Source organism: Mesorhizobium sp. ORM8.1, assembly GCF_053005525.2.
In genome coordinates, this window is sequence record NZ_CM132600.1 from 2,482,078 (window position 1) to 2,495,413 (window position 13,336).

Annotated in this window: 5 protein-coding genes and 4 pseudogenes; 3 read left to right on the top strand and 6 right to left on the bottom strand. The window is 58.5% G+C overall.

The annotated features are described in order from the left end of the window. Positions 1-846 precede the first annotated feature (846 nt). Together ACVDG8_RS12725 and ACVDG8_RS12730 are read left to right on the top strand one after the other, a co-directional pair. Positions 847-1,791 (top strand): annotated as a pseudogene (locus ACVDG8_RS12725) (IS481 family transposase); the annotation flags it as partial. After that, positions 1,765-2,415, top strand: a pseudogene (locus ACVDG8_RS12730) (ISNCY family transposase); the annotation flags it as partial. The pseudogenes ACVDG8_RS12725 and ACVDG8_RS12730, both read left to right, overlap by 27 nt. Positions 2,416-2,596: 181 nt before the next feature. Here the strand turns inward: ACVDG8_RS12730 and ACVDG8_RS12735 are convergent. The 5 genes and pseudogenes from ACVDG8_RS12735 to ACVDG8_RS12755 form a co-directional block, all read right to left on the bottom strand. Beyond that, a pseudogene (locus tag ACVDG8_RS12735) lies at positions 2,597-3,157 on the bottom strand (transposase); the annotation flags it as partial. Between the two features lie 152 nt (positions 3,158-3,309). Then, positions 3,310-4,092: an IS21-like element helper ATPase IstB gene (gene istB / locus ACVDG8_RS12740; protein WP_447254999.1), complete on the bottom strand. Its 783-nt coding sequence runs from the start codon at positions 4,090-4,092 to the stop codon at positions 3,310-3,312. A 16-nt stretch (positions 4,093-4,108) separates the two neighbouring features. Further along, positions 4,109-5,720: pseudogene (gene istA, locus ACVDG8_RS12745) on the bottom strand (IS21 family transposase). Positions 5,721-6,244: 524 nt separating this feature from the next. After that, positions 6,245-7,939 (bottom strand): GMC family oxidoreductase, encoded by a 1,695-nt coding sequence (locus ACVDG8_RS12750; RefSeq protein ID WP_447255000.1) that lies wholly within the window; start codon positions 7,937-7,939, stop codon positions 6,245-6,247. Between the two features lie 200 nt (positions 7,940-8,139). After that, a complete protein-coding gene (locus ACVDG8_RS12755) occupies positions 8,140-9,066 on the bottom strand; it encodes a 2-oxoglutarate and iron-dependent oxygenase domain-containing protein (RefSeq protein ID WP_447255001.1) in 927 nt (308 codons plus the stop codon). An 833-nt stretch (positions 9,067-9,899) separates the two neighbouring features. On the opposite strand from ACVDG8_RS12755, the gene ACVDG8_RS12760 reads away from it, so the two are divergent. Further along, positions 9,900-11,069 carry a M24 family metallopeptidase gene (locus ACVDG8_RS12760; RefSeq protein ID WP_447255002.1) on the top strand — a complete coding sequence of 390 codons (1,170 nt, stop codon included), beginning with the start codon at positions 9,900-9,902 and terminating at the stop codon, positions 11,067-11,069. A gap of 669 nt (positions 11,070-11,738) precedes the next feature. Here ACVDG8_RS12760 and ACVDG8_RS12765 read toward each other — a convergent pair. After that, entirely contained in the window at positions 11,739-12,983 is a 1,245-nt protein-coding gene (locus ACVDG8_RS12765) for an ATP-grasp domain-containing protein (RefSeq protein ID WP_447255003.1), read from the bottom strand. Positions 12,984-13,336: the final 353 nt, after the last annotated feature.

Genomic DNA, 13,336 nt, shown 5'->3' on the forward strand with positions numbered 1-13,336 from the left:
CATTAAGTAGCCGCCCAACCCACGAAAATGTGTTAATCGTTCGGGAGTTGCCTCCCAAAAAATGCCTTCAAATGTTCCCCTACCGACAATCATCGCCGCAAATAACAGGCTGCCCTCAACAATGAGAGGGCTCCGTTAGTCGGTAGAACGAGCAGCGCCTCTGTGCGACGGTAGCGGCCGGGGTCGCGGATGGCCTCTACAGGCAGGTCTCGTGGACCTCCACTGGCAATGCCCGCAGACTGTCTGCGGATCACCGAAGGCTCGGAGCGAGGAAAAGCGCTGGTCGAGCGGGTCCAAATGGCGGGGACGGCGCAACTGACCATCGGGAATGCGCTGAACAGCCACATGTACCACCAAGCCATCTTGCAGAACTTGGCGCACACAACTAAACGAAACTGGGGTTACAAAGCTTGAGCACTTTCGCGGAACACATGAAGGCACGCCTGACGCCATCATCCTCGCCTTGTTGAGGTGAAGGGGCATCAATCTGAGAACGGCCCAGCAGGCTGTTGAAGAAGTATCCCGTTTGGCTTTGAGGATGGCTTCGTCGCCGTTGTGATAGGCGAATGTGATCTCGATCGAGCCGTCGTCGAGCAGTTCGGCGGAGCCGTCGCCGGTGACTTCATTCATCTCCTCGCAGCCACCCCATGCGAAGAAGACCATCGAGGGACTGTAGCGGAGATCGAGGCCGGCTTGCAGGGCGCCAAAGGCGATTTCGCCGTGATTGTCGGCTCCAATGGTAATGGTTGCGGGTCCGCCGAGGTGTGAGCTTTCGGGAGGTTGTCCATTCGGACCGGACCGAGGAGACTGGAGTTACCAGGCTTCAGCATCCGTCGGAGGGTCCGAATGAACATCCACAAGAATGCCCGTCTCACACCGCTGCGTCGAGAGGAGATGGCGCTGTCGGTGATAGAAGGCGTCTTTTCCAAAGCCCATGCGGCGCGCGTCTATGGCGTGTTGGCCAAGATCGTGGCGCGCTGGGTCGAACGCTACAAGGCCGAAGGGCGGGCCGGCATGGTCGACCGTTCCTCGCGGCCCGCCCATATGCCACAGGCCACCGCTGCGTCGATCGCCGAGCGCATCGTGGCGCTGCGGCGGCAACGTTGGACCGGCAACCATATCGCCCATGAGGTCGGCGTCTCGCCCGCCACCGTCAGCCGGGTGCTCAAGCGTGCTGGATTGTCGCGGTTGAGCGACATCGAACCGGCCGAACCGGTCCGGCGCTACGAGCGCGAGCATCCCGGCGAGATGATCCATATCGACATCAAGAAGCTCGGCCGCTTCGGTCAAGTCGGCCATCGCATCACGGGCGATCCGCAAAAGGGCAAGTCGCGCGGCGCCGGCTGGGAGTTCGTCCATGTCTGCATCGACGATGCTTCCCGCATCGCTTTCTCGCGGATCCTGCCCGACGAGAAAAAAGCGCCATCGCCTTCCTCAAGGCGGCGGTGGCCTATTACGCCAGCCTCGGCGTCGAGATAGCGCGCGTCATGACCGATAACGGCTCCTGCTACAGATCGAGGGCCTTCGCCAATGCCTGCCGCGATCTCGGCCTCAAGCATGTCAGGACAAGGCCCTATACGCCCAAGACCAATGGGCAAGGCCGAGCGCTTCATCCAGACGGCGCTGCGCGAATGGGCCTACGCCTTTGCCTATCCGACATCAAATCACCGCGCCGCAGAACTGCCCGTCTGGCTGCATCGTTACAATTGGCACCGGCCCCACGGCAGCCTAAAGTCCAAAACGCCTATCAGTCGCCTGGCTCTAATCGAGGACAACCTGTTGAGGCTCCACACGACGGCGGTTTCAGAGCGTTATCGTGCTTCGACGCGAGCGGAGAAGGCGAGAATTTTGGATGAGTTCGTCGTCGTCACGGGCTTTCACCGCAAGCACGCGATGCGGCTGCTACGACGCGGTGAGGGGCCGTTTGCACGCCGGCGAGCGCGGCCGCGGATTTATGATGAAGCGGAACGCAATGCGCTCATATTGCTCTGGGAGGCGTCCGACCGCGTCTGCGGCAAGCGGCTGAAGGCGTTGCTGCCCATCCTTCTCGAGGCGATGGAACGGCACGGTCATTTTGACCTAGCGCCCGAAATCCGGGGCAAATTGCTGGCGATGAGCGCGGCCACGATCGATAGGACGCTGGGACCGATCCGAGAAGGCTTGGGACGTCCTCGACGACGGCCCGCAGCGCATGCCCTGCGACGGAGCATTCCCATTAGAGCGTCGGCGGATTGGGACGATCCAGCGCCAGGCTTCGTTGAGGCGGACCTCGTGGCCCATAGCGGCCCTTCGGCTCGCGGCAGCTTCATCCAAACCCTCGTGCTCACCGACATTGCGATCGGCTGGACGGAATGTGCGCCGCTGCTGGTTCGCGAACAGACGCTGTTGAGCACGGTGCTCACAGAATTGCGCGAAGGGCAGTTGCTTGCGGCCGTGGCGCTCGCTAAGGAGGCCGGGCGCTGCGAAACCCTGGCCATCTCCGCGCCCGGCCTCCTTAGCCCCAAGCCGGGAGCAAAATGGATGAGGCAACGCTCGAATCTCGAGGAACATCATTACGTGAGGCAATACGGCTTCTCTCCCAGATTGTCGCGCTACACGACCGCTTCTGGGCATGGAAATCCGCTTCGGCGTTGCGCCCGCCGCCTTGAGTTGGCGGCTCGCCCGAGCCGTCTTTCGGCTTGACGCTCTTCATCGACGCCCAGGCCTCGATCAGCGTCCCGTCGACCGAGAAGTGATCCGTCGACAGAAGCCTCCTGACCTTGGGCTGCGCCAGCACCGCCGCCAGGAACTTTGCGGCGATGTCGCCTTCCAGCAGCCGGTCGCGGTTCTTGGAGAACACCGAATGGTTCCACGCCGCCTCGTCGACACCGATGCCGACGAACCAGCGGAACAGAAGATCGTATTCCAGCCGTTCCATCAACAGCCGCTCCGAGCGGATTGAATAGAACGCCTGCAGCAGCATCGCCCGCAGCAGCTTCTCCGGCGGGATCGATGGCCGTCCGATCGGCGAATACAGCGCCGCGAACTCCCGCTCCAGCGCCGACAGCGCCTCGCTCACAATCAGCCGGATTGCGCGCAACGGATGATCACGCCGTACCCGCGCTCCAAGGTCCACGTAGCTGAACAGTTCGCCTGTCTGTTCGTCTTCGCCCCGCACGATTCACTCCCACCTCTTCGTGGTCAGAGTGAATCACGAACCTGGGTGCGCATTCCGCCAACTCGGGACAGCGATTCCGCTAAATACGGGACAGGCGTTCCGGTAATGTCGGGACAGCCTGGGGTCGCTGGTTCTCGATAGCCTCGTTGAGTTCAGGGTTGATTGATTTCGGTGTTTTCGGCGCCGGTCAAGAGGGGCCTCGTTTTTTGCTTTCGCAGACTGTCGCCTTGCAGGGCAATGCGGTGAGCATTGTGAACGATCCTGTCGAGAATGGCGTCGGCGACGGTGGGGTCATTGATCAGGTCATGCCATTTGTCCACGGTGGTCTGAGCGGCGATGATGGTTGAGCGGCGGCGATATCTCTCCTCGACGATTTCGAAGAGATGGAAGCGCTGCTGGTCCGAGAGGCTGTGGGAGCCAAAATCGTCGAGGATGAGCAAATGCACTCGGGTAAGTTTTTCGATGAGCCGGGGGAAGCGCCCGTCGAGGCGGGCGAGCGCCAGATCCTCGAACATGCGCGGTACGCGCACATAGAGAACGGAATGGTCGAGCCGGGCCGCCTGCCGTCCGAAGGCGCAGGCCAACCATGATTTTCCAGTTCCGGTCTGGCCGGTGAGGATCAAATTCTCCTGGGCCTTGAGCCAATGGCCTTGGGCGAGCGCCATGGTGTTGCGGCGGTCGAGGCCGCGCGCGGGCGCGAAGTCGATGTCTTCGATGCATGCTTCGGGGAAGCGCAGCTTGGCCGAGGCGAGCTTGTTCCTGACACGCTTGTCGGCCCGCATGGCGATCTCCCGGTCGAGCATCAGGCCGAGCCATTCGTCGCGGCTCAACTCATTGGCGCTGCTCTGTTCAGCTGCGGCCAGTTCGCGCCAGGCGGTAGCCATGCCAGGGAGCCCGAGGGCCTGCATTTGATCGAGGGTTGGGTTTGTCAGCATTCTTTCGTCCTTTGCTTCACTGATAGTAGGTGCGACCGCGGATATTGGCGTGGGCTGGTGTCGGCTTCGCCGGTTCGGCCTGCGATCCCATGCGATCGAGGCCGGCTTTGAGGATGGCGTTGACGGAGGAATAGGTGATCGCGTTGATGGTAAGCGCGCGCTCGCAAGCGGCGTCCAGGCGCGTGGGTCCATAGCGGGGCGATAGCGATAAGATGCCCATGGCCGAACGATAGCCCTGCTCGGGATGGGGCCTGTCGCGCATCATGCGTTCGACCAGGATCGCGGTGTTCGGGCCGATGACAGCCGCTCGGCCGATCAGGTTGGCGGGCGTGGTGTTGGCGTAGCGCTGATGCGCCTTGGGCATGTGAACGTCGATGGTGACATGGCCGCAGCGCTGCGATCGGCGAACATGGCAGGCGACGCGCTGGTGATCATGGAAGATCTCGATCACCCGGTGGGTGAGCCGGACCTCGACGGTGCGGCCGATCAGCTGATGGGGCACGGAATAGAAAGTCTTGTCGACTTCGACATGATAATCAGGATGGACCTTGGCCGCTTTCCACTCGGCATATTCGAACGGCGTGGCCGGCAGAGGCGCGAGCGCCGCCTTCTCGAGCTCATCGAACAGTTCGCGCCGGCTATGGCCGACATGACGCATGGGCCGGTTGTTTAGTTCCTCGAGAAGCTCGGCGATCGCCGCATTGAGCTGGGCTAGCGAGAAGAATTGGCGGTTGCTGCGGCGCGACAATCAACGTAGAGCGCTTCTCTCCCAGATTGTCGCGCTACAGGTTGCGCAGTCGCGCCAGAATCCAGCGCTCGACGATGAGAACTGCGCCCTCGACCTTGCCTTTGTCGCGCGGCTTAGCTGGTCGGGTCGGCAGGATCGTGGTGTCGTAATGCTCGGCCATGGCCGCAAACGTCGCGTTCAAGGTCGGCTCGAACCACAGGGCCTTGACGACACCAGCCTTCAGATTGTCGCAGACGATCGCTTTGGTGACCCCACCAAAAAAGCTCAGGGCCTGCACCTGTCCTTCGATCCAATCCGGCAGCTTCTGGCTGAGGCTGGCATGGGCGAAGGTGAGATTGGAGGCTCCCAGCACCGCCACGAAGATCTGCGCCGGCGCAATGACGCCAGTGATCGGATCGATCACCGGCACCGTCTGCCCGGCATAGTCGGTCTGCATCACAGCGCCAGCCGCGTGCCGATGACGGAACACAGCGCTCGTACGCTGTTCGAAGAGGGCGAACCGGTCGCAGAACCAGCTGTAGCCATAGCCGTCGGGATGGGCAGCCCGATATTCATGCCACACCAGGGCCAGTGTCACCCCTTTGCGCTTGAGTTCCCGGGCGATCGCCGCCCAGTCCGGCTCACTCAGATCAAGGGGAGGACGGCCCGCGCGGCCGAAGAGCAGTCGTTCGAGCTTGGCGTCGTCGTCATAGCCGGGCAACAGCGGCCAGCCCGTTAAACCGGCCTCCCGCGCCCGAAGCAGATAGGTTGAAACCGAGGTCTTGCTGATCTTCAGCCGTTCGGCCACCTCACGCACTGAAAGGCCCTGGTCATGGGTCAGGCGTAGGATCGAGCGGATATCCCTCACTGTCGTTCGTCTCGCTTGCTTCCGTCTTGGCATCGGTCCTCTCAACACACGCGTGAGAGACCAAATTGCCAGAACGGCGCCGTCGAGAACCGGTCGCCAAATCCACCCCGCAAAACTGTCCGGGATTTAGTGGAATCACTGTCCGGGAATTACTGGAATTGCTGTCCCGACATTACTGGAATGCCTGTCCGGGAATTACCGGAACGCGCAACCTGGGACCGTCGCGAGCCCTTTTTCAACAGCCTGCTAGGACCTTCGAGTTCCTCAGGGGGCCAGAGGGCGTTGCCAGCCGGAGCAACCAAAGGGCCAACGCCCGGCACAGTAATCAACAACCGGGTTACACTTCACGATGACAACAGGTTTTTCGCGCAGCACCGTGAAGTGCTCGCGAAGTTCCTGACCGCGCCCTGTATGATGTCTCGCAGCTCCCGACTGTCATCGAAGGTCGCGGACCCGATCCGCGAATTTGCCGGCGAGGAAAGAACCGGAATTGGAGAAACGGGTTAGAACGCCCGTTTTGCGCTGTCGAGTGCGTGAAACTTCGCAACTCACGTGGATCATTGGTGAAGCGGCCCTTGCTTATGCTGCAGGATTGCGTCAGCGATCTTCTCAGCCACCATGATCGTAGGAATGTTCGTGTTCGCTCGGGGGCAGAATGGCATCACCGAAGCATCAGCGATCCTCAAGCCGGAAAGACCGCGCACGCGGCCCCACGAATCAGTCACGGCCCTAAGATCCGAAGTCGCGCCCATCCTGCAGGTCGATGTTGGATGAAAACTTGCGACGACGTTCTTACGGACGAATCGGTCCAACTGTTCTTCATCATTAGTGAGATCGGCAATGCTATGGCCATCTGTTATGACGCGCCTGATCAGCGCGCGGCGCAGGAACGGAGATCTGTCCATGATCCGCGCCAGAACAGAAGTGAGAACAAAATTTGTGCGATTGAGCCTGCTCACCCGCTTCGCTCGTGTGTTCCAAGCCGAGGGAAACAAGTTGAACGCTGCCGAGGACAGTGAATTTTGTTGCACCAAACGGGCGATGAAACGGAAGCCCTGCTTCAAACGCTCGACATCCCGCGTGTCGCTCAACCAGTTAAAATCCACTTTGGGCTCTACATTGTGAGAGCGATCCCTGAGGGTTATGGCTCCTGTAGAATAACTTCGATTTACCCATAAGGCCAATGTTCCGAGGCGCTGCCCAACCGGGTGCCACGTTGACCTAGCGAGAACAGACATTGCCATGTCCGTTGGGGGGCAACCATCATACCCAGACGAATAGCGGGCATGCATCTGAATATGCCCGTTGGCACTTGGCAACATGCAATGCTCCGGCCGTAGGTAGGCCGAAACGCAGATCGCCGGGTGTTCCTGCAGGTTCTGACCCACTCCCTTCAAATCTATTACAGCTGGAATACCGATCCTCGTCAATTCCTCGGCCGGTCCAATCCCAGAGCGCATCAGAATGGCAGGAGAGTGGATCGCTCCGGCACAGAGGATCACGGTCGAAGCGCGATGTAGCTGCCGCCCTAAAGTGTTCTCCGACTCGATGCCTGTGATTGCGTTTCCTGAAAGAATTAGCCGGACAACCGTCGTTTCCGACAAGATTGTCAAATTGGGCCGAGAGCGGACGCTTTCGGACAAATAGGCCATTGCGCAGGAAACACGATGATTGTTGCAATTGGTCAACGGGACGACGGAGTAGCCGTCACCGAACGCGGCGTTGAAGTCTGGCTTGAAATGAAGGCCCAAAGCGTCGCACGCTTCTGAGACCGCTCGGACAAAGCCAGACCAATCTGATTGCCGGACCCGTTTTATTGGCAGGGGGCCGTCTTTGCCGTGAAATTCGTCTTCGAAGTCTAAATCGCGTTCGAGCCGGCGGAAGTAGGGCAAAACGTCGTCCCAACCCCAGCCTTCGGCACCGATTGAGGCCCATTCATTATAGTCTTCCGGACCGCCGCGGTTTGCCACTTGGCCATTGATGCTGGATCCGCCGCCCATAACCCGAGCCTGCTCGTAATGAATGGGCTTGCGGCCATCGCGCATTGTCGTGGCGTAAAGCGACTGCCATTGGTAGCATGGATTAAGGTAAGCTCGGGTCGGATCGCCGTTTAGGATGTCGCTAGGAATGGCGTTCGGCGGGGTGTCTGGCCCAGCCTCGATGAGCAGCACGCGTTCTTTGCCAGCGGATAGCCTGTTCGCCATCACGCATCCAGATGAGCCCCCTCCGACGACGATGTAGTCGTAAAGCAATGCCCAAGCCCTCCTCACATACCTGAACTGTTCTCTGCAGCATGCTAATCCTGGACTCGCCGTCTGCATGCGCACCTAAGGGACGTGCATCGTTGAACACAGCTGGGCTGGGCGCCTGCCCCTGTCACCGAAGCCCCTGAGTTAATTGTCGCTGAACGGTTCCAAGCACGTCCTGATCTGTTTCTCGAAAAACGGGGCGACTACTGCAACTCTCGAGCGCGGCCCGCGCCATTTCCTGTTTCGACGGACTCCATATTGCGCAGCATCATTTCCGCGACATTCAAGGCGCGCCCTCCTTGCCTCGATGCCAGGCGAGCGTCGACGTCGGGATAGATAAAGAAGGGAAGGGAAATTCGGTCAGTCGGACCACTGTGCTCGACCTGGTGGGGGGTACTCTTGAAGCGGTCGTCGCTCAAGGCCTGAAACATGTCGCCCAAATTGACGACTAGACTGTCAGGCAGGCTCGGCACTGGAATCCAGCGCTCGTGGAACCACACCTGCAAGGAGAGCGTGGGGAGTTCTTCCTGCAGCAGCAGCGTGAAGAAGCCGCCATCGGTGTGCTTGCCGGCTACGCCGCCCGATGGATAACGGATCACGCGTTGCCCAAGCGTCGGTGGGCTGAAGTGTCGCTGGAACCATCCCTGTTCCATACCGATTAGGTTGGCGAGCGCCTCTCCGAGCTGCGGAACAACCCCGTTGACCATCTCAGCCTGCAAAGCAAGCAGGCTGCGCGCGAACCCGGGAGCCAAGGCGTCGTCCGGCAAGAGCGTGCATCCCGCAAAGGGACGCCGGTCGCTCTCATTCTCGATTCCAAGGTCAAATATTTCCTTGGGATCAGAGCCGGTCTGTGGATGCAGCACCTCACCGTGCAACGGACTATAGCCACGGGCGATCCTAGGGTAGACCTCCTGAAACCCGTGACCAAAACGTTCTTTGACCGAGTCTGGCAAAGCGAAAAAATCTCGGGAACTCTGGATTGATTGTGAGATTCTTTCTTTTGGGATGCCGTGCTCGATGAGATAGAAGAATCCGTACTCCTGGCATGCCGTGCAGAGTCGCGTGCGCTCTTCAATTCGAGTTGCGTCATCTGCCAATTTCGCCAGGGATATTTGCGGAAGGGTGGTCATAGCATTCATCCTATTCTTTCGGCATTGCGGACATCTAAGTGGCGCCCCCACCGTCTTCAATCACAGCAGATACGCGGCCTTGCTTGCCAGTAACTTCGCCGTGGGCACCTTCCGTTTTCTTCTGCCAGACCCGAAGCATAACAATTCCAAATACCAGTTGTGTGAAATAATTATGAAATTGTCAGGGCAACCCCAAAACGTTCTGATTCTCAGCACGCGGCTTGCAGGTGTGTCGGCTCCACGAGCACCCCACCAACAGCGATAGGTATCAGGCGGTTGATTGTAGGGTATAGTTGTCTAAGAACACGAGAGTTCCGTCGTGGAAATGAGGAGGTCAAAGCTTGCACTGCCTCAGGAAAATTTGAGCTTTGAAATAGCATTCTGTCAGTTGGTGCGGGTCGGGTCTAGTGCGTGGCGTTGTGATCTGCATCGGCTGCGTTCCCGATTTGCGGTTCTTAGCAAGGTTGAGGAGGGGAGAAAACAATCCCACAAAATCCATTCGGAATTTCGGACGCGCCTCCTTTAGTCAGGCCGACGGTCCACATCCTGCTGCAAGCTGTCGAGGTCGGCGCAATGACAACAATGATACGCCTGGTGATCAACTACCCGAGCTCGGATCTTCCTATGGAAGTGTCGAAGCACCTGCGGATTGCGCTGAGAACCGTGGTACTCGTACTTTGTCCCACCAGTTTGCCGTGTGAGCGACTTGCTTAGTCCTCGGCGACTGCAGCCTTATTTGGCGTTCGACTTCTTGTATGACAACTTCGGTTGAAAGCTGCTTGTTGGAGAGCTTGGCCGACCCCAATCTGAGACACATCCGAGGGAGCTTTTTTATGTTAGTCATTAAAGGGCCGCAGGTATTCCCGCGTTCGGAATATCTACGTAGAATTGCCGCAGTTAAAGCGATGATGGCTGCCCGTGATCTCGCCGCGGTTGTGATTACTGACGACGCACACATTACTTACCTATCGGGATCAGTCGCTCACTCCTATGACACGCGAGCCCTTGTCGTCATCGCCTCACGGGAAGAGCCTATCTTCATCTTGCGTTGGATGGACGTTGGCGCAGCCGTGCAGGAAACCTTCATGGGACGCGAGAGCGTCTTGGGCTACCCAGAAGAGTTGATGGGCGATTCCGATGTCAATGGTCACGACGCGGTGATTGACTTTATGTTCGATCAGGGGCTTGGGCAGAGCAGGATAGGAATCGAGCTGTGCAATTTGAGGGCTGACTCGGCTGGAAAGTACATGCGCAGGCTAAGACACGCGAATATTAGAGATTTCTCGAACGTGGTAACCCGGATACGCACACTCAAATCCGATCTCGAGATTATCATCATGCGCGAAGCGGCTGCGATTTCGGATGCTGGTGTGTTCAGGGCTGCTGAAGTCATGCGCCCCGGCATGCGGGAGGCAGACGCAATCGCCGAAATTGTAGGGACGTTAGCTCGCGGAGCCAATGGTAAGCCCGGAACTTGGATCGCAACGCCTTTTCTCTGTGCCACCTCGCGGATCGGAAACCCTCATACGGCCTGGAGCGAAGACACTCTTCGGAAGAATTCGCAAATCAATCTGGAGATCGCTGGTGTCCGGCATGACTACCACGCTCCGATCGGCCGCACGTACATCATTGGCAAACCTTCTGACCGATTGTTGCGCATTCATCAAGCGCAGCTCGCCGGCCTTGAGGCGGGGCTGAGTGTAATCCGAGCCGGCGCCGTTAGCGGCGAAGTGGCCAAAATTATTCACACTACGACGGAGAAGCACGGATTCCCAAAACGCTCGCGCGCCGGATATTCCATCGGAATAAACTGGATGGAGACGACGACCAGCCTCAAGTTGGGAGGTACGACAGTTCTCGAGCCGAACATGACTTTCCATTTGCATCTTGGCTCCTGGGTTGATGAAGGTTTCGGATACGTCCTTAGCGAGAGCATTCGCGTCACCGAACACGGAGTCGAGGTACTCACAAAAGCGCCGCGCCAACTCTTCGAACTCGGCTGACTTCCAAATGGCATCCGGCGGCTGTTCTCAGGTATAGCCCACGCACTGGGCGAAGGCGCTTGAGCGCGCATCGTGCTCAGGCCGAGCCACGCGCTGCAGGCAACGGCGGTGCCGGCGCTGTGTGCGGTTCCGGCAGCTCCGGCCGAAGCACTATTCAGAGGACCGTAGGCCAGTCAGTCTTCTCAAGAGGCGATGCATGACCTTCCTCAATGATCAAGTAAGAAGAGCACGACTGGCGAGCCGCTCCACGCCATCAGCGCCTCGGGCGCACGTGTAAGCTCAAGATGCTTGAGAGATTTCTCGCAACATTCAACCATTTGGACTGCCCCTGGTGCGATAGACAGGCCCCGCCTATCCTGAGACGGCACAGCCAAAAAAGCCGGTGCATGGGCTGGCCGGAGTTCGAACTTGACGGCGCGCTTCCCCCTGCCAACTCCGCGCATCACTCGAACTTGGGCGCAAGCACGGATATGGCGCGGGTTACCCTCGGGAAGAGCCGGGTGCGGGAAATCCGCCCGCCCGGATCTGGGAGGGCGAAAGCCGAATGGCTGAGCTACTCGACCACGATCCTCATCTCGGCCAACTCAGGTGCTTCCGTTCTCAAGATTGCTTAACAGCCACAATCCTTCGATACAAAACCTGCCCTGCAAACACCCGCCAAATGCCGCGTCAGCGGATGCAGGAGTCGGGAAATGGTGCAATTGACCAGCTAAATGAGTCGGCGGCACCCTGAAGTATCCTCGCGGTTTGGGCATGGGTGGACGAGGCGCAAATGATATGTCCGATCGCGTCTCGGTAATCGCCTTTCCTGACGATCGCAGTCTTGCTTTCGAGGTATTTTTTGAACTCGACCACTGCACCGGATGCAGCGGCCGCACGGCTTGCCTCATCGGTATCCGCATCCGTCCAATCGAGTATTCCATCACGATCAGGAACTAAGTAACGCATAGCAGCAATGTGCGACTTCCGCTTGCTTATGTCCCATTCCATGCCGATGACAAGTTTGACATGCTCGGTAATCGGATCCATGCCGAAAGCTAGTTGGACCAATTGAGGATCGGGCGCGCCAGAAATACGCGGATTGGCTTCAATGACCACTGGGCCACTCTTCGTCCATCGGAACCCGATGTTCGTTGGGCCCCAACCGAGGCCGAGAGCACGCAAACTTCTCAGTGAAACGTCGGCAATACGCTCATGCTGATCATTGGTCAGCTGGGCCGGCAAAGTCTCCTCACGCCACACGAAGTGTGGTGGAGGCAAAAACTCGCCAGCCGCAATCGCAATAACGTTATACCCCATTATGTCAGCCACGTAATACGGACCCTCTGCGAATTCTTCAACCAATATCCTCGGCGAAGAATGCTTCCCACGCAAAAGGTGGGCCGCGTGTTCGGCTAGCTCATAGAAGTTCCGGCAAAGTCGGACACCGATGCTGCCGCAACCTACGGTTGGCTTAACAATCACCGGTAGACCGATCTCAGCAGCGGCGTTTTCTACATCCGTCGCGTTCGCTGCCAGTCGATACGCAGGCATTGGAACGCCGGCTTTCCCGAGCAGTTGACGTTGAACGAATTTGTCGCAGCACCGTTCAACCGCTGCTGGGTTCGGACCCGGTAGATCGAAGTACTGGCAGAGCTTGCCAACGGTCGCATAGACCAACTCGTCGTCGCCCACAAAGCCGGTAATGCCAGCAATATGATAGCCCGCACGAATCCGACAACATTCGCGTATGAGCGCATCGATATTATCCGTGTCAACAGTGATTACCTCAGCTCCGTCAAATGCAAGATAGTCGTATCTAGCAGGATCGGCTGACAGGGTAATCGGATGAAGGCCAAGGCGCTGGGCCGCTTGAAGATATAGCGGTCCGTTACCAGTATCTCCTTCGATTAGGATGAGCGCTCTTCTTGCCATCGGTGCAACCTCCCAAGTTTTCTGGTCTGTGATCGGAGTGTAACAGGCAACAGCTTTTTTGTCGTGCCTGATGGTCGACTTGCGATGAAGGTACCATCGTCGAGCGATTTCAGTTGTGAAGATGTTGTGAATTTTATGGATGGTCGGTTAAATCGGCAGTGTAGTGCTCATCCCGTTCGCTTGAACCGTCTATCGGGCTCACGGTGCTGTGGCTCCTCGGATATGTCGCCAAACGAGTGGGCGGGGCCCCCAAAGGGAGCAATCTTGTTTCGGTAATCCCTTTCACCGTCGGCTTGCCGATGCCCGAAAGGCCCACCGCATGAAGGCAGCACCGCATCAGCTTGCTCCTCCCG

Excerpts from the sequence above, each read along its gene's own strand:
- ACVDG8_RS12760 (WP_447255002.1), top strand. The coding sequence starts at position 9,900 with ATGTTAGTCATTAAAGGGCCGCAGGTATTCCCGCGTTCGGAATATCTA.
- istB (WP_447254999.1), bottom strand. The coding sequence starts at position 4,092 with ATGCTGACAAACCCAACCCTCGATCAAATGCAGGCCCTCGGGCTCCCT.
- ACVDG8_RS12765 (WP_447255003.1), bottom strand. The coding sequence starts at position 12,983 with ATGGCAAGAAGAGCGCTCATCCTAATCGAAGGAGATACTGGTAACGGA.
- ACVDG8_RS12755 (WP_447255001.1), bottom strand. The coding sequence starts at position 9,066 with ATGACCACCCTTCCGCAAATATCCCTGGCGAAATTGGCAGATGACGCA.